This is a genomic window from Polynucleobacter sp. JS-Mosq-20-D10 (assembly GCF_018687755.1).
Taxonomy (GTDB): domain Bacteria; phylum Pseudomonadota; class Gammaproteobacteria; order Burkholderiales; family Burkholderiaceae; genus Polynucleobacter.
This window is the reverse complement of the sequence record NZ_CP061305.1, coordinates 1,165,900-1,186,865: the sequence shown is the minus strand read 5'-3', so window position 1 is coordinate 1,186,865 and position 20,966 is coordinate 1,165,900. Positions and strand designations below refer to the sequence as shown.

General features: G+C 46.1%; 18 protein-coding genes and 1 tRNA gene. 13 read left to right on the top strand and 6 right to left on the bottom strand.

What is annotated here, in order from left to right:
- Nucleotides 1-6 precede the first annotated feature (6 nt).
- The 3 genes from FD967_RS06105 (at nt 7) to FD967_RS06095 (ending at nt 4,217) form a co-directional block, all read left to right on the top strand.
- A complete protein-coding gene (locus FD967_RS06105) occupies nt 7-1,347 on the top strand; it encodes an adenylosuccinate synthase (protein WP_215325073.1) in 1,341 nt (446 codons plus the stop codon).
- Between the two features lie 59 nt (nt 1,348-1,406).
- On the top strand, nt 1,407-3,623 hold the full coding sequence (locus tag FD967_RS06100) for a malate synthase G (protein ID WP_215325072.1): 2,217 nt from the start codon (nt 1,407-1,409) through the stop codon (nt 3,621-3,623).
- A gap of 90 nt (nt 3,624-3,713) precedes the next feature.
- Nucleotides 3,714-4,217, top strand: coding sequence for a hypothetical protein (locus FD967_RS06095; RefSeq protein WP_215325071.1), 504 nt, complete (start codon nt 3,714-3,716; stop codon nt 4,215-4,217).
- A gap of 97 nt (nt 4,218-4,314) precedes the next feature.
- Here FD967_RS06095 and FD967_RS06090 read toward each other — a convergent pair whose 3' ends face one another.
- On the bottom strand, nt 4,315-4,470 hold the full coding sequence (locus FD967_RS06090; RefSeq protein ID WP_215325070.1) for a hypothetical protein: 156 nt from the start codon (nt 4,468-4,470) through the stop codon (nt 4,315-4,317).
- A 172-nt stretch (nt 4,471-4,642) separates the two neighbouring features.
- Between FD967_RS06090 and FD967_RS06085 the strand changes: the two genes are divergently transcribed.
- From FD967_RS06085 to FD967_RS06065, 5 genes are read left to right on the top strand one after another with little or no spacing between them, the layout of a single operon-like run.
- Entirely contained in the window at nt 4,643-5,872 is a 1,230-nt protein-coding gene (locus FD967_RS06085; RefSeq protein ID WP_251368986.1) for an MFS transporter, read from the top strand.
- 29 nt (nt 5,873-5,901) lie between these two features.
- Entirely contained in the window at nt 5,902-6,588 is a 687-nt protein-coding gene (locus tag FD967_RS06080; RefSeq protein WP_215325069.1) for a dienelactone hydrolase family protein, read from the top strand.
- A 24-nt stretch (nt 6,589-6,612) separates the two neighbouring features.
- Nucleotides 6,613-7,110, top strand: coding sequence for a hypothetical protein (locus FD967_RS06075; RefSeq protein WP_215325068.1), 498 nt, complete (start codon nt 6,613-6,615; stop codon nt 7,108-7,110).
- Nucleotides 7,111-7,119: 9 nt separating this feature from the next.
- On the top strand, nt 7,120-7,824 hold the full coding sequence (locus FD967_RS06070; RefSeq protein WP_215325067.1) for a class II aldolase/adducin family protein: 705 nt from the start codon (nt 7,120-7,122) through the stop codon (nt 7,822-7,824).
- A 16-nt stretch (nt 7,825-7,840) separates the two neighbouring features.
- A complete protein-coding gene (locus FD967_RS06065) occupies nt 7,841-8,023 on the top strand; it encodes a 4-oxalocrotonate tautomerase (RefSeq protein ID WP_215325066.1) in 183 nt (60 codons plus the stop codon).
- Nucleotides 8,024-8,182: 159 nt separating this feature from the next.
- Here the strand turns inward: FD967_RS06065 and FD967_RS06060 are convergent.
- Nucleotides 8,183-8,269, bottom strand: a tRNA-Leu gene (locus FD967_RS06060).
- A gap of 144 nt (nt 8,270-8,413) precedes the next feature.
- On the opposite strand from FD967_RS06060, the gene rnr reads away from it, so the two are divergent.
- A complete protein-coding gene (gene rnr, locus FD967_RS06055) occupies nt 8,414-10,816 on the top strand; it encodes a ribonuclease R (RefSeq protein WP_215325065.1) in 2,403 nt (800 codons plus the stop codon).
- Between the two features lie 29 nt (nt 10,817-10,845).
- Entirely contained in the window at nt 10,846-11,601 is a 756-nt protein-coding gene (gene rlmB, locus FD967_RS06050) for a 23S rRNA (guanosine(2251)-2'-O)-methyltransferase RlmB (protein ID WP_215325064.1), read from the top strand.
- Between the two features lie 26 nt (nt 11,602-11,627).
- On the opposite strand, the gene trxC is transcribed toward rlmB, so the two are convergent.
- Together trxC and tal are read right to left on the bottom strand one after the other, a co-directional pair.
- A complete protein-coding gene (gene trxC / locus FD967_RS06045) occupies nt 11,628-12,050 on the bottom strand; it encodes a thioredoxin TrxC (RefSeq protein WP_215325063.1) in 423 nt (140 codons plus the stop codon).
- A gap of 30 nt (nt 12,051-12,080) precedes the next feature.
- On the bottom strand, nt 12,081-13,049 hold the full coding sequence (gene tal / locus FD967_RS06040; protein ID WP_215325062.1) for a transaldolase: 969 nt from the start codon (nt 13,047-13,049) through the stop codon (nt 12,081-12,083).
- A gap of 109 nt (nt 13,050-13,158) precedes the next feature.
- Between tal and rpiA the strand changes: the two genes are divergently transcribed.
- Nucleotides 13,159-13,869: a ribose-5-phosphate isomerase RpiA gene (rpiA, locus tag FD967_RS06035; RefSeq protein WP_215325061.1), complete on the top strand. Its 711-nt coding sequence runs from the start codon at nt 13,159-13,161 to the stop codon at nt 13,867-13,869.
- A 221-nt stretch (nt 13,870-14,090) separates the two neighbouring features.
- On the opposite strand, the gene FD967_RS06030 is transcribed toward rpiA, so the two are convergent.
- Both FD967_RS06030 and argA read right to left on the bottom strand, forming a co-directional pair.
- Complete coding sequence (locus tag FD967_RS06030; protein WP_215304216.1) at nt 14,091-14,363, bottom strand: oxidative damage protection protein; 273 nt, start codon at nt 14,361-14,363, stop codon at nt 14,091-14,093.
- Nucleotides 14,364-14,419: 56 nt separating this feature from the next.
- Nucleotides 14,420-15,784, bottom strand: a complete 1,365-nt coding sequence (gene argA, locus FD967_RS06025) for an amino-acid N-acetyltransferase (RefSeq protein ID WP_215325059.1) — start codon at nt 15,782-15,784, stop codon at nt 14,420-14,422.
- 65 nt (nt 15,785-15,849) lie between these two features.
- Between argA and hrpA the strand changes: the two genes are divergently transcribed.
- A complete protein-coding gene (gene hrpA, locus FD967_RS06020; protein ID WP_215325057.1) occupies nt 15,850-19,884 on the top strand; it encodes an ATP-dependent RNA helicase HrpA in 4,035 nt (1,344 codons plus the stop codon).
- A gap of 59 nt (nt 19,885-19,943) precedes the next feature.
- Nucleotides 19,944-20,960, top strand: a complete 1,017-nt coding sequence (locus FD967_RS06015) for a cytochrome D1 domain-containing protein (RefSeq protein WP_215325056.1) — start codon at nt 19,944-19,946, stop codon at nt 20,958-20,960.
- Nucleotides 20,961-20,966: the final 6 nt, after the last annotated feature.

Here is a 20,966-nt window from a genome sequence, read left to right as displayed (position 1 = left end):
TTCATTATGTCTTCAAAGCAACAAGCTCATGGTCGTAACGTCGTTGTCATTGGTACCCAGTGGGGTGACGAGGGCAAGGGCAAAGTAGTGGATTGGTTAACTGACCATGCTCAAGCAGTTGTGCGTTTTCAGGGTGGGCATAATGCTGGCCACACGCTGATTATTGGCGATAAAAAAACGATTTTGCGTCTGATCCCTTCCGGAATCATGCATAAAAACGTGATTTGCTACATTGGTAATGGTGTTGTACTTTCTCCAGAAGCACTCTTTAAAGAAATCGGTGAGTTAGAAGCTGCGGGACTAGATGTTCAATCTCGTTTAAAGATTTCTGAAGCAACAACTTTAATCTTGCCTTATCACGTAGCCATTGATCATGCTCGTGAGAAAAAGCGTGGCAATGCCAAGATTGGCACAACGGGTCGCGGTATCGGGCCAGCCTATGAAGATAAAGTTGCCCGTCGTGCTTTACGTGTCCAAGATTTGTTCTATCCAGAAAAGTTTGCCGCGCAATTGCGTGAAAACTTGGAGTATCACAACTTCATGCTCACAAACTACTATGGTGCTGAGTCAGTAGATTTTCAAAAGACTTTAGAGGAGGCCATGTCTTATGCGGAGCGCATTAAGCCGATGGTGGTCGATGTCTCTAGTGCTTTGTATGCGGCAGAGCAGGCTGGCCAAAACTTATTATTTGAAGGTGCGCAAGGCACCTTGCTTGATATTGATCATGGTACTTATCCGTTCGTGACTTCTAGTAACTGTGTGGCTGGTAATGCTGCAGCAGGATCTGGCGTAGGCCCGGATTCATTGCAATATATCTTGGGCATCACTAAGGCTTATTGCACGCGTGTTGGCGCTGGCCCGTTCCCAAGTGAGTTATACGACTTTGATAACCCAGCCAAGCAAGATCCAGTTGGCATCCGTTTGGCTGAAGTGGGTAAAGAGTTTGGTTCTGTTACCGGCCGTCCGCGTCGCACTGGTTGGCTAGATGCCGCCGCCCTCAAGCGTTCTATTCAGATTAATGGCTTATCCGGCTTATGTATTACTAAGCTTGACGTATTAGATGGCTTTGAAACTATTCGTCTTTGTGTGGGCTACACCCTTGACGGTCAAAAATTAGATGTATTGCCGCGTGGCGCCGAAGCTGTTGCGCGTTGTGAGCCAATTTATGAGGATTTCCCAGGTTGGAAGGGAACGACTTTTGGTATTCGTGAATGGGACAAACTCCCAATAGAGGCACAGAAGTTCCTGCGTCGTATCGAAGAAGTTGCAGGAAAGCCGATCGCCATGGTCTCAACAGGACCGGAGCGCGATGAAACGATTCTTCTGCAACATCCATTCAAGGGTTAATAAAGCATTCTCTCTTTAACCTTTTATATTTATTTACACATTTGCTTTGGGATTTAGAAATGACTGCACGTACACAATGTAATAGCCTTCAAGTGGCTACACCGCTTTACCGTTTTATTGAAGACAAAGTTTTGCCTGGTACAGGTATTAAAAGCGCAGACTTTTGGAAAGGTTTTGACGAGATCGTTAAAGATCTGAGCCCAAAAAATGAAGCATTACTAGCAAAGCGTGATCGCTTGCAATTGGATTTGGATAAATGGCATCAAGCTAACCCTGGCCCGATCAAAGATATGCCTGCTTACCGCAATTACTTGAAAGAAATTGGTTATATCGACGATGTGCCTTCCAAAGTGTTGGCTACTACTCAGAACGTGGATGATGAACTAGCTCTCCAAGCTGGTCCTCAGCTAGTTGTTCCAGTGCTCAATGCACGTTATGCCTTAAATGCTGCAAATGCGCGTTGGGGCTCTTTGTATGATGCCCTGTACGGCACAGATGTTATTTCCGAGGAAGATGGTGCTACCAAAGCTGGAGCCTATAACCCGATTCGTGGTGCTAAGGTGGTTGCCTACGCGCGTCAGTTTTTGGATCAAGCTGCTCCTTTGGCTAAAGCCTCCTTCAGTGATGTAGTTGCATATGCCGTTGTAGATAAAAAACTGTCTGTGAAATTAAAAGACGGCAGCACAACCGGTTTGATTGATGAAAGACAGTTCGTTGGCTATCAAGGCGATGCCACTGCACCTTCATCTATTTTATTGCGCAATCATGGTATTCATATCGATATCCAAATTGATAAAACTAAAACCATTGGTGCTTCTGATTTAGCCGGTGTAAATGATGTGGTGCTTGAAGCAGCGCTCTCAACCATTTTGGACTTAGAAGACTCGGTAGCAGTTGTTGATGGTGATGACAAAGTACTTGCTTATGAGAATTGGTTGGGTATTCTTAAGGGTACCTTGGTTGAAGAAGTCAGCAAAGGCGGTAAGACTTTTACCCGCACACTCAACGCAGATCGTAAATACACTGCAGGCATTGGCGCTGTCAATGCCAAAGATGGCGTTGTAACTTTGCATGGCCGCTCACTCTTGTTCCTGCGTAACGTTGGTCACTTGATGACTAACCCAGCTATTATTACTGGCGAAGGTAAGGAAATCTACGAAGGTATCTTAGATGCAGTCGTGACTGTATTGATTGCCTTGTATGACATCAATCGTCCAGCGACTCAGGTTATTGGTAATACGCGCAAAGGCTCAGTCTATATTGTTAAGCCAAAAATGCACAGTGCAGAAGAAGTAGCATTTGCTGGCGAGCTCTTTGGCCGGGTTGAGAAGTTACTTGGCTTACCCGAGAACACAGTCAAATTAGGCATCATGGATGAAGAGCGCCGTATGAGCGTCAATATTAAAGCTGCCATTGCTGCAGCTGGTGCTCGCGTTGCATTTATTAATACTGGATTCTTAGACCGCACTGGCGATGAAATGCATACTGGTATGTATGGCGGCGCCATGGTTCGTAAAGGCAGGATGAAGATTGCTAAATGGTTCGGAGCTTATGAGCGCCGTAACGTATTAGCAGGCTTAGATTGCGGCCTACGTGGTCGCGCGCAGATTGGTAAGGGCATGTGGCCTGCGCCAGATCTCATGAAGGAAATGGTAGAGCAAAAAGCTGCACACCCTCAAGCAGGAGCAAATACCGCTTGGGTACCATCGCCCACTGCTGCCACTTTGCATGCAATTCACTATCACCAGGTCGATGTGGCAAAGATTCAACAGGATATGGAGAAACAAGATACTGCAGCTGAGTATGAAGCTTTAACTGATGAGCTCTTGACTGTGCCAATTGCGCTCTATCCTGATTGGACTAAAGAGGAGATTCGCGAATCCCTCAATAATAATTGCCAAGGTATTTTGGGTTACGTAGTTCGTTGGATTGACCAAGGTGTTGGTTGCTCTAAGGTGCCTGATATTTATAACGTAGGCCTAATGGAAGATCGCGCAACATTGCGTATTTCTAGTCAGCACATTGCCAACTGGTTACTGCACAAATATGTCAGTAAAGCGGAAGTAGAGGAAGCTTTGCAACGAATGGCCACTATTGTTGATAATCAAAATGCTGGCGATCCCTTATACAAACCAATGATGCCAAACTATAAGGATTCATACGCCTTTCAAGCTGCAAGTGATCTGATCTTTAAAGGCCTTGAGCAGCCAAACGGGTATACCGAACCCTTGCTGCATGCTTGGCGTTTGAAGGTCAAGCAGGCGCAAGCGAAATAATCGTTTGTTAGTTTCAAATTGAAATGGATTTGTCGAAAGGCAAGTCCATTTTTCTTTTAGTCAGAACTTACCTGAACTCCGATCTACTCAATGCGTAGTTTTTCAAATCTCTTTACTAGGTTTTTGAATGCCCGTGGCCAAGCGCTAGGCTTTCAAGTCAATGATGGGGGCAGGGGGCTTGCAGGCTTTAAAGGCGGGGCTGGTGACTGTGTGGTTCGCGCGATTGCCATTGCCGCCCAATTGCCTTATGTACAAGTCTATGAAGATCTTCGTGCTGCCAATGCGGCCTATGCTGATCAAAGAAACGATAAGTTAGCTAGACGGCTTAATGCTCAGGGCGCTTCACCGCGTAACGGCAATCATCGCAATGTATTCCATGACTACATCCTGGGTCACGGGTTTGATTGGGTGCCGACTATGCAAGTTGGTGCTGGCTGTAAAGTCCATTTACTGGCGAATGAGCTACCCTCGGGCAGATTAATTGTGAAGGTTTCTAAGCACCTTACAGCTGTAATTAACGGTGTTATTCAGGATACCCATAACCCCTCTCGGGCTGGGTCACGCTGTGTTTATGGCTACTATATTTTGCGCTAGGGGCGCTATTGATAAAGAAAAAGCCTCCAAAATGCGGAGGCTTAATTCATCAAAAATGACCAAAAATGGCCTAAAACAGAGCTAAATCAGCAATAAATTACCAATTTCCACTAGTTCTACGTGATTTCTGCTCCATTACTTTAGCTTCGCTAAAAGAAACTGCCAGCAATATGAAAAAGTCTTTAATTGCTAAAAAAGGCTTAAAGCTGATGGTGAATGCCTGTTGAAACTGTGTTGAGTTTGAATGTGCCATGGTGAGCTCCTTAAGGGTTAACCCTAATGATATACCTTATACTAATTAATTGCAGCAGTTGCCTACAAAAACCCACTTTTACTGGGCGGCGCTCTCAATTAAGCAAGGCTAGGCTAAGTTTCCATCCCCTAGGTTGATAATGAAGTATCCCTAATTTGATATTAAGAAACCATTGAACGAGCATCACATGCTAGGCGGCAAGAAGAAGGAATACTTTTTCTTGTTCTCCTTGGCCGGAATTCAGTTCACCCACATCCTGGACTTCATGATCATGATGCCTTTGGGCCCCGAATTTATTCGCGAGCTCAATATCAATACCCATGAGTTCGGTCTATTACTCTCTTCCTATACGTTTGCCGCTGCTCTTGCTGGTGTCTTTGCCACTTACTTTGTAGATCGCTTTGAGAGGCGAGTACTACTTCTGAGTTTGTATGCTTGTTTCATTATTGCCACCTTAGTCTGTGGTTTGGCGCCGGATTACCATTCCCTTTTTATTGCTCGCGCATTTGCAGGCGCATTTGGCGGTATTCTGAGTTCACTAGTGCAAACTATTGTTGCGGACTCCATTCCGTTTGAGCGCAGAGGCAAAGCTTTGGGAACAGTGATGTCTGCTTTCTCGATATCGACTGTGGCAGGAGTTCCACTCAGCCTATTGTTGGCTCACAACATTCCATCCTTAGGTTGGCGAGCGCCATTCTTTTTTATTGCTTTGATATCCAGCCTCATTTTATATTTGGGGTATCGCAATATCCCCAAAATTTCTGGCCATCTCCTGCACTCTCATGAGGGAAGTCGCCTTAGTCAAATCTGGAATATCTTTGTTGCCCACCAACATCTACGCGCATTCTTTTTTATGGCACTGATCATGTTGACTGGATTTTCAGTCATTCCGTATATTGCGCTCTATCTCACCTCGAATGTAGGTGTTGAAAACTCCTATATTTCTTTGATCTATCTTTGCGGTGGCATTGCTACACTGATGAGCTCTCGCCTAATTGGGCAGATGTCCGATCGTTACGGCAAGGTTAAATTATTTAGGGTGCTGGCAGTCATCAGCTTAGTCCCATTATTGGTGACGACCAATTTGACGCCAGTACCGCTTTGGGTGGTGTTAATTAATTCCACTGCATTTTTTGTCTTAGTTTCAGGCCGTATGATTCCAGCGATGGCGATTGTCAGCCAAGTGGTGGACGCCAAAATTCGGGGCACCTTTATGAGTCTGGTAGGCTCAGTGCAAATGTTAGCGTCGGGACTTGCTTCGGTTCTTGCTGGCATGGTAGTTACCATTGGTATGGATGGAAAAATGGAGCATTACAACCTAGTTGGTTATGGTGCGGCGGCATGTGGCTTGCTTACCTTCTGGTTGGTGGGCTATATTCATACTGATAAGCAAGCGCAGTAAATCTAATTTACTTGAAAAGAAAGATTGTGATGATTTCATTTAAGAGACCAGATGCCACTTTAGTAGAAGCCTATTTAATTGAGCCAGCCAACCCAAGAAATGCTCCTGGCGTAGTAGTGATTCAAGAGTGGTGGGGCCTTGATGATGAGATTAAGAATATTGCTAACCGTTTAGCAAAAGCAGGATATCGTGCCTTAGTTCCGGATCTGTACCGTGGCAAGCTCGCCTTGGAAGCAAATGAAGCTGAGCACCTCATGAATGATCTGAATTTTGGTGACGCTGCTAGCCAAGATATTCGTGGCGCTGTTCAGTACCTCAAGTTAACAGGTAGCACTAAAGTTGCTGTTACCGGGTTTTGTATGGGCGGGGCGCTCACAGTATTATCTGCTGGCCTTGTTCCGGAATGCGATGGAACAGTGGTTTGGTATGGTTACCCTCCGCTCGAGTATGTTGATGCAACGGCTATCAAAAAACCGATGTTGGCGCACTGGGCCCTGCATGATGATTTTTTCTCTATCGCTGGCGTAGATCAGCTGGAAGAAAAGCTGAAAGCAGCTGGAGTTACGTATGATTTCCAACGCTATGACGCTAAGCATGCTTTTGCAAATCCAAAGTCAGACGCTAGAGGTCTGCCACCATTGCAATACAACTCTGTAGCTGCAGATTTGGCTTGGGATCGCACGATGACTTTCTTAAAAACTCAGCTAACTCCATAAGTACTTTAATTGCAGATCTATCCTATGCATCTTTTTTCCGAAAACCTTGCTGTTGAACTTTCTTCCTATTACCGTAATCTTGCTTTAGGGCATGGTGTGATTCCTAAAGTCTTCACCTTAGTGAATGGAGAGGGGAGCCAATACCTCTTTTTTATTGATGACTTGCGTATGAATGCGGTTGAAGAAAATCAATTTTTGGCGTATATCGTGCAGGAGCATGAGGCAGTTTGTTATGCACGCGGAACTTTAGTAGTCTTAGAGAAGTCTCAACAGCTCATTGAGTTTGCAGTAATTGATCAGGACGACGCACAAGCAATTGTGTGCTCTGCCCAATTAACTCGGGATGTTGACGATAAGCCGGTTGGGTTAACGGAGTTTGAAAAGATCCTAGCTCCCAAAAAGACAATCTTCTTTAGTGGTCTCTTTGAGCCCATGACGCTATCAGAGGATAGAGTTGAAGAGTTTGAAGGTCTTTGGGATGAAATGAAACCTAAGATTTTGCATCGCTCTATGGGACTCTAGCTCTTCGATATGACGAATCAAACTGAGGAAGAAGTTCGAATCAATTTAGCTGCAGCGTATCGTCTCGCTGCGATGAAGGGGTGGGATGATGGTATTTATACCCATATTACAGCTTCTATTCCAAACGAAGAGGACGCTTATCTAATCAATCAATTTGGTTTGCGCTTTGACGAAGTGCTTCCAGAGAATTTAGTCAAGGTGAACCTTCAAGGAGAAATCATCTCGGGACTAGGGCCAGTGAATAAATCTGGTTTTGCCATTCATGGGGCGGTACATGCGGCCAGACCAGATGCGGCATGTGTACTGCATTTGCATGTTGATTCCGTCATTGCCATCTCTGCACGAAAGCAGGGTTTATTGCCACTATCGCAGCATGCCCTACGCTTTTATGGTGATATTGAAAGGCATTGCTATCAAGGGCTAGCCTTATCAGTGTCTGAGCAAGCGGGACTCATATCGGCTCTTGGAGATAAAAAAGCTTTATTGTTAGAAAATCACGGCAGCATCATCTGTGGAGCAAGTATTCAGCAGGCATTTTATTTGATGGACGTATTAGATAAAGCCTGCAAAATTCAACTATTGGCAGGTGAGGTAGAAGGATTGATAGTTCCCGATCCGGTAATTTGCAAGATGACTTATGAGCAATTATGCAGTGATGGTGATGAGGAAGGTCAGATGGAGTGGCCGGCTTATCTAGGTTTATTAAAAAAATAGTGAATAGGAGATATCTGTGCCATTAATTCAAGTTCAATTATTTGAGGGTCGCAGCGATGAGGTCAAGCGCGAGTACGCCAAGGCAATTACGGAAGCGGCGGTCAAAATTATGGGATGCAGTGCTGAATCAGTAGATGTTATTTATCAAGATGTTAAGAAATCAAATTGGGCGACTGCAGGCAAGTTATGGAGTGATTAATATTTGCGTATTAACGAATGCTCGATGTGGGAGCCAAAATGGGGCTTGTATTTAAGAAAGACGCCCCCATATAGGCTTTATGTATTTTTATGTAGAAACGGCCAGTTTTCTCTATAGCGGCCTTGTATTTTCAGGCGCAGAGCGCCGTTAAGCCTTGTTTGGTGCCCAGGAAGGGACTCGAACCCCCACAACCTTACGATCGCCAGCACCTGAAGCTGGTGCGTCTACCAATTTCGCCACCTGGGCATGCCGTTATTATAAAGGTATGCGCCTTCTGACCCACCTCTTAACTTGTTTTGGCCTTTCACCCTTCAGACTTGATGGTTTGATACAGTAGGCTAATTCACAATTTTCATTGAAATATAAGGCATGTATTGCCGAAGGAATTAAATGCGTAAAGCAAAAAACTTGGTGCCACGAGAGGCTGACCGTTTGGGTACAGTCCAGGGTCACCGAGATGGATTTGGATTTGTCATCCCAGATGACGGTGGTGAAGATATTTTTCTTTCTGAAAGAGAAATGTCCCGCGTCATGCACTCAGATAGGGTAAATGTCAGAGTATTGGGAACAGATCGCCGCGGTCGTCCAGAGGGCCAGATCGTCGATGTCATTTTGCATGCCAATAAAGTAGTCATTGGGCGTCTCTTAAATGAGAATGGTGTTTTGATTGTTGCGCCGGAAGATAAGCGTATTGGTCACGATATTTTGATTCCACCAAAAGGTCAAGGTAACGCGAAATTAGGTCAGGTCGTCAGTGTCGAGATCATTGACTATCCAGATAGTTACCGTCAAGCCGTTGGTCGTGTTGTCGAGGTGCTGGGTGAAATCGATGATCCTGGCATGGAAATAGAAATCGCTGTCCGTAAATATGGCGTGCCCCACGAATTTTCAGCAGCCGCAAAAAAAGAAGCGGATGCCTTACCCGATACCGTTCAGCAATCTGATTTAGAAGGTCGCGTAGATTTGCGCGATGTTCCTTTGGTCACCATTGATGGTGCTGATGCTCGTGACTTTGATGATGCGGTGTATTGCGAGCCAGTTATGTACGGCAAGAGCAAGGCTTGGCGCCTGATTGTCGCGATTGCTGATGTATCTCATTATGTTAAGCCTGGACACCCTTTGGATGATGAGGGACTTCTACGTGCAACCTCAGTGTATTTCCCGAGACGGGTAATACCCATGCTGCCGGAAAAGATCTCGAATGGCCTTTGTTCATTGAACCCTGATGTTGATCGTTTGTGTATGGTGTGTGATTCGGTAGTAGATCAAAGTGGAGTAGTCTTGGCTTACCAGTTCTATCCTGCAGTCATGCATTCTGCGCAACGCTTTACATACGATACGGTCTGGGAGATTCTCTCAAACAGCAAAGGCCCTGAAGCAACACGCTTTGCGCAGTTCAGGCCTCTACTGACTAATCTCTACTCGCTATACAAAATTTTACTAGACGCACGTCAAAAGCGTGGTGCTATCGAGTTTGAAACTACCGAAACCCAAATTATTAGTAATGAGTTAGGTAAGATTTTGCGCATTGAACCTCGTCTGCGCAACGACGCACATCGCTTGATCGAAGAGTGTATGTTGACAGCAAACGTCTGCGCTGCTGATTTCATTGATAAAAATAAGCATCTCAGTCTCTATCGCGTTCACGGTGAACCTTCAGAGGAGAAGCTGATGACTTTGCGCCAAGTCTTGCGTACCTCTGGCTTGTCATTGGGCGGCGGTGAAAAGCCGAAGCCAAAAGACTATGCCAAACTCATGCGCGAAATCAAAGAGCGTCCCGATGCAAACATGCTGCAGTCGGTTGTTTTGCGCTCTATGCAGCAGGCAATGTACCAGCCTGATAACGAAGGCCACTTTGGTCTTGCGTATCCTGCATACTCACATTTCACAAGCCCGATTCGTCGTTATCCTGATCTCTTGACCCATCGCGTCATCAAAGCAATTCTTACCAAGAAACCTTACACGCCAGTATTGCCCCCAACGGTTCCGTTAAATCTCACTTTGCCACGCAAAGGCAAGGGTCGCGAAAATGCCGTGAATGCCAAGAAGTCTCATAGCGATGCAAAAGAGGCTGCATCTAATGGTACGCGTTTGCCTAAATTGCCTAAGGGCGCTAATGCGGCAATGCCTATTTGGGGTCAACTTGGTGTGCATTGCTCATCTAATGAGCGTCGTGCAGATGAGGCATCTCGTGATGTAGAGGCTTGGCTCAAGTGCTATTACATGCGCGATCATTTGGGTCAAGAATACGCTGGTACGGTTACTGGGGTAGCTACATTTGGTTTGTTTATACAACTGGAAAATCTCTTTGTTGAGGGCATGATCCATGTGACTGAACTGGGTGGTGATTATTTCCAGTACGATGAAGCCCGTCAAGAATTGCGTGGCGAGAGAACTGGCATTCGTTATCGCTTAGGTGATCGGGTGCACGTTTTAGTCAGTCGAGTTGATCTAGACGCACGTAAAATTGAATTTAGTCTGGTGAAATCTGTTGGCTTAGAGCCGGGCGGCACCACCAATCGCCGTCAAATTGTATTGGCTAGCGATACCGGTAGACCCAATAAAAAAGCTTCTCCCAAAAAAGGTCGCCCTGGCAGCAAAGAACCACAGAAGCATTCTGGTGTGAATGTGAATGCCGCCAAATCTGCAGGGAACCTTGGCGCAAACCAATCTAAGAATCAAGCTGGGCGCACTGCGAGTAAAGTTGCGAAGTCTGGAAAGCCCACAAGACCTGCCGGTAAACCTACAGGTACAAAACCACCCGTTCGCAGCACTAAAGCGCGTCGTAAATAAGCATCAATATCAGATCGAGATAAGTAAAGATGAAGCAAATATTAGTTGGTTTTCATGCAGTTCAAGCGCGCTTACGAGTGGATGCAGCAAGTCTAAAGTCGGTTTATTTTGATCCTAGTCGACGAGATCGCCGTATGGGCGATTTTCTCAAGCAAGCTGAAGAAATTCTAGGCGAAAGATTGCATGCTGCTGATGCCGAGCGTCTTCACAAGCTGGCAGGGCATGATCGCCATCAAGGTGTGGTGGCTTTGGCGGAGAAGATGACTATTGCTCGGACCATTACGGAGGTAGTGGAAGATGCACAAAGTAATCAAAGTAAAGTGATGTTCTTGGTCTTGGATGGTGTGACCGACCCTCATAACTTTGGTGCATGCTTGCGCGTAGCGGATGGTGCCGGTGTAGATGCCGTAGTTATTCCTAAAGATCGTTCGGCCTCAATTAATGCCACTGTGAGTAAAGTGTCGAGCGGTGCTTCTGAGGTAATGCCTGTGATTACCGTTACCAATCTGGTTCGCAGTATGAAAGAAATGCAAGAAGCGGGTGTTTGGCTAATTGGTACCGATGATGAAGCTGAAAAATCTATTTACGATTTAGATCTGACTGGTCCCATTGGAATCGTTATGGGTGCAGAGGGTGAGGGCATGCGCCGCCTGACCCGCGAGACTTGTGATGAGTTGGTACGTATTCCGATGAAGGGTGTTGTAGAGAGTCTAAACGTATCAGTTGCAAGTGGCGTCTGCTTGTATGAGGCACTCAGACAGCGTTTATCCAAAGAACCTAAATAGTAAGCACCACTCACATACTCACTTAATCACTCAGTCAACTGCCGCACAAATTGTTCTAGTTGGGCTGGTGGCAGAGCACCGCTAACACGATGCACTTCTTTGCCACCCTTAAATCCCGCTAGCGTTGGTATTGAGCGTATATTCCATTGCGATCCGAGTAGTTGCTCGGCCTCGGTATTAACTTTCACAAACAAAACTTGATTTGCATGAGTGCTGGCGCTTGCCTGGAAAGTCGGGCCGAACATCTTGCAGGGTCCGCACCATGGCGCCCAGAAATCTACTATGACTGGCATTGTGGATTGAGTTACCAGTTCGCTAAAGTTAGCTGCTGTGGCATTAATCGGAAGCGAAAGGAGCTCTTGTTGACAGGCTCCGCAGACAGGCGTTTGATTGAGCCTTTCGGCAGGAACACGATTTCCTTTATTGCAATGCGGGCAATGAATAATCATATTGACTCCTCAATCTGGCAATTGACAGAATTAGTTGCTTAAGAGCGCTTCTAGTTTCTCGGTGTCGATGCAGAAATTTCTTATTCCTTCAGCTAGTTTTTCAGTGGCCATTGCATCGTTATTCAACTGTAATCTAAAATTCGATTCATCTAGCTTTAGGGCTAGGATATTTTCGGTGGAAAGTGCGTTAGCTGCGTTGCTGGCATTCAGTTGTTTCTCCACTACAGCAGTGCTTTTCTGTAGATCGCTCAATAGCTCTGGGCTGATGGTGAGTAAGTCGCATCCGGCTAGCTCTAATATTTGACTGGTGTTACGAAAACTAGCCCCCATAATTTCGGTGCTGATCCCGAAGTGCTTGTAATAGTGGAAGATACGCTTAACCGATATAACACCGGGATCATTTGCTCCGCCATTATTTTCATCACTCCAATTGCCGCCAAGCTTTGTCTTATACCAATCAGTAATTCGCCCTACAAAAGGGGAAATCAATTTTGCATTGACTGCACCGCAAGCCGCCGCCTGTACCAAAGAGAAGAGCAGCGTCATATTGCAGTGAATGCCCTCAGCCTCTAAAGATTTAGCTGCCTCGATTCCTTCCCATGTGCCAGCTAGTTTAATCAAGACGCGTTTTCGATCAATCCCATGAGATTCATACAGTGAGATGAGATGCTTGGCCTTCTTAATCGTTGCCAGAGTATCAAAAGAGAGGCGGGCATCAACTTCAGTCGAAACCCTCCCTGGGACGATCTTCAAAATCTCAAGACCAAAAGCTACCAGGATATGGTCGACTAAATCAACGGGTTTGATACCAGAGTGCGCTGATTTGACTTGATTTACTAAGGCCTGATAGCTGGCTTGCTGGGCAGCCTTCAGGATGAGGGAGGGATTAGTAGTGGCGTCTTGCGGTTGGTATTCCCGCATACGCTCAAAGTCGCCAGTATCGGCCACGACGGTAGTGAATTGTTTGAGTTGGCTCAGTGCGCTTGCGGGTGATGTCATGGGTATTTGCAATACTCTCGATGAATTAATCAGGAAAATAGATTGAATATCATATGATAGATGGATAAATCAGGTTGTTCCAGTTTAGATAAGGATATCGGGCAAGATCATGAATCAAGATCAACTAAAGCAATTGGTAGGTGAAGCAGCTCGGGATGAGGTACTAAAGCTACCCGCAGGTCAGATCTTAGGTGTTGGGACAGGCTCTACCGCTAACTATTTCATTGATGCCTTAGCACCCCATAAGGATCATTTCTCGGGAACAGTATCTAGTTCAAATGCCACGACTGAACGCTTGTTAAAACATGGTTTTAAGGTCATGGACCCCAATGAGGTAGATTATCTGCCTGCCTATGTGGACGGCGCCGATGAAATCGATCCTGCTGGTCATATGATTAAAGGTGGCGGCGGTGCTTTAACCCGTGAAAAGATTATTGCTTCCATGGCCAAACAATTTATCTGTATCTGCGATGCCTCAAAACAGGTTTCGGTATTGGGTAACTTTGCATTGCCTGTGGAAATCATTCCCTCATCAAAAGGAATTGTTACTCAAGAGCTAGCTCAGTTGGGCGGCACAGCAACACTCAGAATGAGCAAAGAGACTCGTGCAGACTTAGGTCAGACACCAAGCCAACCTTTTGTGACAGATAACGGCGGGTGGATTTTGGATATTGCCGGCTTGAAGATTTCTAATCCACTTGCGCTTGAAGCGCAAATCAATCAAATTGCCGGCGTTATTACTGTTGGGTTATTTGCAAAAGAGAAGGCGGATATTTTATTAGTAAGCAATACATCTGGCGTGAGTAGAATTACCTTTTAATTAAAAAACCCGACGGGGCAGCAAGCTGATCCATCGGGTTTTTTTGCCATGATGATTCATGGCGCAGGCAAAGGGAAGAGGTTTAGTTCCCAGTGCCCATAAGCATATAGATATGCTTACGAGTAGTGGCTTTCGCCAATGTAGCCGATCACGAAAACTGACTGACTACTATTTCATCCTATGCTTCTGAATTTGACTCGTCAATAGATATTCAGAAATAATTATTCAGCTGGCGGTACATAGCCCTGAGCCATATCTGCTCCACCTTCAAAGAAGTATTTTTCAACTTGCTTGAGGAGGTACTGACGAGCACGAGGGTCAGCCATATTCAGGCGATTCTCATTAATGAGCATTGTTTGGTGCTTCAACCAAGCGGCCCAAGCCTCTTTGGAGACTTGATTCCAAACCTTCTTACCGAGGTCGCCTGGTAGGGGGGCGAAGTCCATGCCTTCAGCTTCTTTATTGAGTTTGATGCATTGAACCATGCGTGCCATTTGTGTTGCCTTTCAAATATGGTGTACTAAAGAGAAAATATAAGGCGAATAATTTATTAGAGATCTTTGGTCAAAACCATCGATTTACGATCCCAGTTGTAAATTTGCTTTCTTTCTTCTGGAAGATCGTCTACCGAGGCGCGCTTAAAGCCACGCTTCAAAAACCAATGCTCTGTTCTAGTCGTCAAGACAAAAAGCTTCTTGATGCCTTCCCGTTTTGCTCGCATTTCAACGCGCTTGAGCAAACGCTCTCCATCGCCTGACCCTTGAACATCGGGATCTACTGCGAGGCAAGCAAGTTCACCTACGCCATTCGGGAACGGGAAGAGGGCTGCACATCCAAAGAGAACCCGGTCATGCTCAATGACAGAGAAGCGCTGAATATCACGCTCGATGACATCTTGACCTCGGGCAGCCAGAATACCTTCTTCTTCGAGTGGGCTGGTGAGCTGCAGAATACCGCCAACGTCATCTTGATTGGCTTCCCGCAAATTCTCAATATCGGATGAGGCCAGCATCATGCCAATACCATCATGGGTAAAGAGTTCTTCAAGCAGCGCACCATCTTGGTTGCAAGGTAAGAAGTGCACCCGACTTACACCAGCACGAATAGCTCTGCCAGAAATATTTAACAAACTCTTCATACCTAGATCAAGTTCCGGATGTTGGGCTACGTATTCTTGAAGCTGGGGCATTGAGAGTTCAGTGATGAAGTCGTCTTCCTCATCTTTTAAGCCTGCATAAGGGCTTAAGAAAATTAATTTATCTGCTTTGAGTGCTGCAGCAGTAGATGCAGCTACATCCTCAAAAGCGAGATTAAATGCTTGACCGGTTGGCGAGAATCCTAGTGGTGAGAGTAGTACGATCTTATTGCTATCGAGCGAGAGCTTGATGGAGGTGGAGTCCACCTTACGCACCAAGCCAGTATGAATGTAATCAATTCCCTCAACTACGCCAACAGGCATTGCTGTAATAAAGTTGCCTGAGATGACGGAGATTCGTGAGCCTGCCATCGGAGTATTGGGTAATCCCCGACTAAATGCAGCCTCGATATCCAAGCGTAATTCACCAGCAGCTTCTTTGACACATTCTAGGGCGGCTGCATCGGTAATTCGGTAGCTGTGCATTGCACTTTTGCCAAACTGACTTTTAATATTACGAAGCATTAGCTGCTCTTCAATTTGAGGGCGGATACCATGAACCAAGACAATACGCATACCCATGGCGTGCAGCATGGCGATATCTTCAATTAGATTTTCTAGGCCAATTTCTTGAGCCAGCTCACCGGCAAAGGCAATGACAAAGGTCTTCTCACGGAAGCTATGGATATAGGGCGCAACATCACGGAGCCATCCTACAAAAGGAAAGTTAGAGCTGGATTCTTCGGCATTTAAGCCGGGATTCGGTGCGTTTGTTGGCATAGTGAGAAAATTATAGGGTGCAAGAGCCTATAAACCAACAAAAACCCAAAGCGAGCCCTGAGACTGTGCCTGCTTCCAACACCCTTCGACGGCTGGAGATTCGCTTTCCGGAGGAGTTGCCGGTATCCAGCCAGCGCCAAGTTATCAAGGATGCCTTGAGTTCTCACCAGGTTGTGATTGTCTGTGGTGAGACTGGTTCTGGCAAAACAACCCAATTACCCAAAATCTGTTTAGATCTCGGCAGGGGCACTATTAACGGTGGTCGCCTTATTGGGCACACGCAACCTCGCCGAATTGCGGCTACAGCTACTGCAAAGCGTATCGCTCAGGAGTTGGGCAGTCCAATTGGCCAAGACGTAGGCTACCAAGTGCGCTTTGCTGATAAGACCAGTCAGGGCGCTTCAATCAAGTTGATGACCGACGGCATCTTGCTAGCAGAAACGCAGCGAGATCCTCAGCTGCGCGCCTATGACACTCTCATTATTGATGAGGCCCATGAACGCAGCCTCAATATTGATTTTCTATTGGGTTATCTGCGACAGTTGCTACCCAAGCGTCCAGACCTGAAGTTGATCATTACTTCAGCCACCATTGATGCAAAACGTTTTTCGGATCATTTTGCATTAAACGGCAAGTCTGCTCCTGTGATTGAGGTGAGTGGGCGACTTTTCCCGGTTGAGCAACGTTATGAGCCACTAGAGCCCGATGCTAAGCCAGACGGAAAAAAGGAGCCTAAAGAGGCTAAGGAGCTTTCGGATGCTGTAACAGAGGCAATTACAAAAGTATGGCGCGAAGGCGTATCCGGTGCAGGCGATGTACTGGTCTTCCTGCCCGGAGAGCGGGAGATTCGGGATTGTGTTGAAGCTCTCAGAAAAGACCCTGTTCTTCAGCAGCGCTTTCATCCGGAGATTTTGAGTCTCTTTGCTCGGCAATCGGTTGCGGAACAAGAGCGCGTATTCAATCCCGGCAATGGCCGACGTATTATTTTGACGACTAACGTTGCCGAGACCTCATTAACAGTTCCCAATATTCGTTATGTGGTTGATAGCGGTCTGGCACGCGTCAAACGCTACTCCTACCGCAATAAAGTAGAGCAATTGCAGATCGAGTCAATCTCTCAGGCGGCTGCCAATCAGAGAGCAGGTCGTTGCGGTCGAGTATCAGATGGTATTTGTATTCGTCTCTATAGCGAGCAAGATTATTTAAGTCGTCCTAAATTTACTGATCCAGAAATTTTACGTAGCTCATTAGCGGCGGTATTACTTCGCATGAGCTCGCTACGTTTACCCCGTATTCAAGAATTTCCATTTATTGATAAACCTTTGGGTCGTGCGATTGCTGACGGTGTCCAGCTACTAGATGAGTTGGGCGCTATCGTCTATGACGATGTTACCTTCGGTAGTGATACGGATAGCAACAGTAGATTCAAGCTCACCTCTATTGGTAAGCAGTTAGCGGATCTGCCATTAGATCCTCGAATTGGTCGAATGTTGTTAGCTGCTAAGGAGCACAACGCATTACGTGAGGTCACCATCATCGCTTCCGCTTTGGCTACACAAGATCCGCGTGATCGACCCATGGATCAAGCTGCTGCGGCTGATCAAGCGCATTTGCAGTTTGCAGATGAGCGTTCCGAGTTTCTGAGTTTCGTAAAGCTTTGGGATTGGTATCAAGATGCTTTAAAGCACAAGCACAGTAATCGACAATTAGAGAATCTATGCCGTAGTAAGTTTTTATCACCAAGACGTCTGCGTGAATGGCGCGATGTTCATGGGCAACTACATACGATGTTGAGCGAAAAGGGTTGGAAAGAAAATCCATCTGCCGCTACTTATGAACAAGTTCACCTCTCGCTATTAACAGGTCTCTTAGGTTATGTAGCTAAAAAAGAAGAGGATGAAAAATCTCAGGAGCGTGGTAGCAAGACAGGTAGCTATATGGGTGCCCGCGGTATTCGTCCCTTTATTTGGCCTGGCTCAACGATTGGCAAAAAGGCCGGCGCTTGGATTTTGGCTGGTGAGCTTCAAGAAACGAATCGTATGTATGCACGTACGATTGCCAAAATCGAGCCAGGGTGGGTTGAGAAGGTTGCAGCCCACCGCCTGATTAAGTCTTTGAGCGAGCCATTTTGGGATAGCCGTCAAGGAGAGGTCATGGCCTTCGAGCGTGGCACTCTATATGGGCTCCCCATTTATCACGGTCGCCGCGTACGTTATGAGCCTCACAACCCAAAAGATGCGCGTAGTTTATTCATTACCCAGGCCTTAGTTCAAGAAGAGATGTTTGGTCGCATGGATAGCCCAGCATTGATTCGGGAGACCGAGGCTGATGCTAGAAAAAAATATCCCGGGACTTTTGAATTCTTTTGGCACAACCGCAGACTGATTAAAGAGATTGAGGCTTTAGAGCATCGCTCACGACGGCCCGATGTGTTGGTAGATGATGATCTCCTTTTTGCTTTTTATGATTCACGTATTCCTGAGGATGTTCTAAGTAGGGAAAGCATGAAAGCCTGGTTGCTGAAGAGATTGGCGAGTAAAGGGGTCACTGAGGAGACACCCGATAGTCTTTTGCGCCTAGCTAAAGCAGATTTAATGCGCCACGAGGCAGCCGGAATTACGGTAGATCGTTATCCTAAAAAGATGATGGTTGGTGGTGGCGAACTAAGTTTGACTTATCACTTCGAGCCTGGCAGCCCCAAAGATGGAGTAACGCTGGTAGTTCCTTTGACGCTATTGAATCAGGTTGATGGTCGTCGATGTGATTGGCTGGTTCCAGGCATGTGTGAAGAAAAAATTGGGCTATTACTCAAATCACTGCCTCAAAAATTACGTCGCCACTGCGTCCCACTACCCGAGTATGCAAAATCTTTTTTAGAGCGGATGCTATCAAGCAAGCAGTTTGGGGTAGGTGACTTTTTGGATAGTCTCATTACCGATATTCGGAAAGAACGCGGCTTAGAAATTAAGCGCACCGATTTCAGACCCGAATCCTTACCTTTACATTCTTCAATGAATTTCCGCCTAGTGGATGAGCATGGCCGCCAGCTGGAGTTAGAGCGTAATTTATCTCGATTGCGTGCGGAATATGGAGAGACTGCCCGCACAGCCTTCCAAGCTATAGCGCAGCAAGCTGTCCAGGATGAGTTAGGGAGCGGTGCCCCAGTAAATAACTTAGCTTCTAATGGCAAAACCAATCAAAGTGCTATTGCATCTTCAGTAAAAACGGTAGAGCAGGGCGGCTATCGAACCTGGGGCTTTGGTGAACTGCCCGAGACTCTAGAGATTCAGAAGGGCAATCGCACCTTATTTGGTTATCCAGCTTTAGTAGACCGAATCGAAGCGTGCGATCTTGAAGTGTTCGATGATTTACTAGAGGCTCGGAAATATCATTGGCAAGGATTGCGCAGATTATTTGCACTATCGAATAAAGACACACTGAAAGCGCTACAAAAACAGCTCCCAGGAATTCGGGAGCTTGGATTGCTGTTTATCAATATCGGGTCCGTTGATGGCTTAATTGAGCAAATTTTGAATCTCGCCTTGGAGCGAGCATTTATGAATGATCCATTGCCTGTGAATGCCGATCAATTTGCAGAGCGTTTGCAAGCAGGTAAGCCCCGTTTGGCTCTGATTGCTCAGGAGATTTCAAAGCATGCCCTGGCGGCATTGCAGGCTTATGCAGATTTACAAAAGAAGTTATCCCAAGCAAAGGCTGCATCAGCTACTGCCCATGTCGATATTCAGAATCAAGTTCAGGGTCTCATATTTGCCAAATTTGTTTCAGAAACACCATACGTCCAGTTGGTACATTTCCCCCGCTATCTCAAGGCCATTGCCATGCGCATTGATAAATTGCGCGCTAACCCAAGCCGGGATTCACAATGTCAAAAAGACTGGGAGTCGGTTGCTAGGCCATGGCAAAAACTCGTTCAGGCTGGCCATGGCTCTGCGGCTTATGCTATCAGTCAGGATCAGGCCTTAACGGATTTTCGCTGGCAACTGGAGGAATTAAGGGTGGCTTTATATGCCCAGGAGTTAAAGACCCCTAGCCCAATGTCCTTAAAGCGTCTAGAAAAGGTCCTAGCTAACTTGCGATAGGTCAAATGCTTCTGCTTAAAGATCTGCGTCAGGTGAATCAATTGCTTACAATATCGCTCATGCATACCTATATTAGTAAAGCCAAATTTGGTAGTATTTCGACCTTAACTGTATTTGTTCTGGCAGGGCTATTGAATCCTGTCTATGCTCAAGGTTTAATCTCATCCGAGCCCAAGTTAGCCGTGGTCTTGAACTCTGGTGATGCTAGCGTCAGTTTGATTGATATGCCCAGCCGTAAAGTGATCAAGACGGTACCGGTTGGAAAAGAGCCTCATCACTTGATGATGACCCCAGATCAAAAGACATTGCTGATTGCCAATGCCGCGGGCAATGATGTTGTACTAATGAATCCCACCACAGGCGAGTTAACTGGCAAGATACCAGACATCATTGATCCGTACCAAATTGGTTATTCACCTAATCACAAGTGGTTTGTTGCAAATGGCAATCGCTTAGACAGGGTGGATGTCTATCACGCGCAGGGGGCAGATCTCAAGTTAGCTAAAGCAATCAAGCTGGGTAAGACGCCAAGTCATGTCGCATTTACAGCAGACAGCAAAATCGCATTTGTTACCTTGCAAGACTCCAATGAACTTGCGGCAATTGATTTGGATACCCAGACTGTCCTGTGGAAATTTACTACGGGTAAAGTGCCAGCAGGAGTTTGGATGACGCCCGGTGATCAATATCTATTTATTGGTATTACTGGTGAGGACTATGTTCAAGTCATTGATTGGAAAACCCGTAAGGAGGTAAAACGCATCGTTACCGGAAAGGGTGCTCACAACTTTCGCCCCCTGGGTGATAAAAAGCATGTGTTCGTAACCAATCGTATTGCGTCAAGTATCAGCATGATTAATATGCAGACCCTGGAAAAAATGGGCGATATTACTGGGCTTCCGGCAGGTCCGGATGACATGGAAATTACGCCTGACGGAAAAACTATGTGGGTCACTCTCCGCTTCTCTAAAAAGGTGGGAGTCATTGATATACCTTCGATGAAGTTAGTCTCGGTAATTCCTGTTGGTAGATCCCCTCATGGTGTTTTCTTCACTCCGCGTGCCAGCTGGGAATAGCCTAAT

Excerpts from the sequence above, each read along its gene's own strand:
- FD967_RS06105 (WP_215325073.1), top strand. The coding sequence starts at position 7 with ATGTCTTCAAAGCAACAAGCTCATGGTCGTAACGTCGTTGTCATTGGT.
- FD967_RS06100 (WP_215325072.1), top strand. The coding sequence starts at position 1,407 with ATGACTGCACGTACACAATGTAATAGCCTTCAAGTGGCTACACCGCTT.
- FD967_RS06095 (WP_215325071.1), top strand. The coding sequence starts at position 3,714 with ATGCGTAGTTTTTCAAATCTCTTTACTAGGTTTTTGAATGCCCGTGGC.
- FD967_RS06090 (WP_215325070.1), bottom strand. The coding sequence starts at position 4,470 with ATGGCACATTCAAACTCAACACAGTTTCAACAGGCATTCACCATCAGC.
- FD967_RS06080 (WP_215325069.1), top strand. The coding sequence starts at position 5,902 with ATGATTTCATTTAAGAGACCAGATGCCACTTTAGTAGAAGCCTATTTA.
- FD967_RS06075 (WP_215325068.1), top strand. The coding sequence starts at position 6,613 with ATGCATCTTTTTTCCGAAAACCTTGCTGTTGAACTTTCTTCCTATTAC.
- FD967_RS06070 (WP_215325067.1), top strand. The coding sequence starts at position 7,120 with ATGACGAATCAAACTGAGGAAGAAGTTCGAATCAATTTAGCTGCAGCG.
- rnr (WP_215325065.1), top strand. The coding sequence starts at position 8,414 with ATGCGTAAAGCAAAAAACTTGGTGCCACGAGAGGCTGACCGTTTGGGT.
- rlmB (WP_215325064.1), top strand. The coding sequence starts at position 10,846 with ATGAAGCAAATATTAGTTGGTTTTCATGCAGTTCAAGCGCGCTTACGA.
- trxC (WP_215325063.1), bottom strand. The coding sequence starts at position 12,050 with ATGATTATTCATTGCCCGCATTGCAATAAAGGAAATCGTGTTCCTGCC.
- tal (WP_215325062.1), bottom strand. The coding sequence starts at position 13,049 with ATGACATCACCCGCAAGCGCACTGAGCCAACTCAAACAATTCACTACC.
- rpiA (WP_215325061.1), top strand. The coding sequence starts at position 13,159 with ATGAATCAAGATCAACTAAAGCAATTGGTAGGTGAAGCAGCTCGGGAT.
- FD967_RS06030 (WP_215304216.1), bottom strand. The coding sequence starts at position 14,363 with ATGGCACGCATGGTTCAATGCATCAAACTCAATAAAGAAGCTGAAGGC.
- argA (WP_215325059.1), bottom strand. The coding sequence starts at position 15,784 with ATGCCAACAAACGCACCGAATCCCGGCTTAAATGCCGAAGAATCCAGC.
- FD967_RS06015 (WP_215325056.1), top strand. The coding sequence starts at position 19,944 with ATGCATACCTATATTAGTAAAGCCAAATTTGGTAGTATTTCGACCTTA.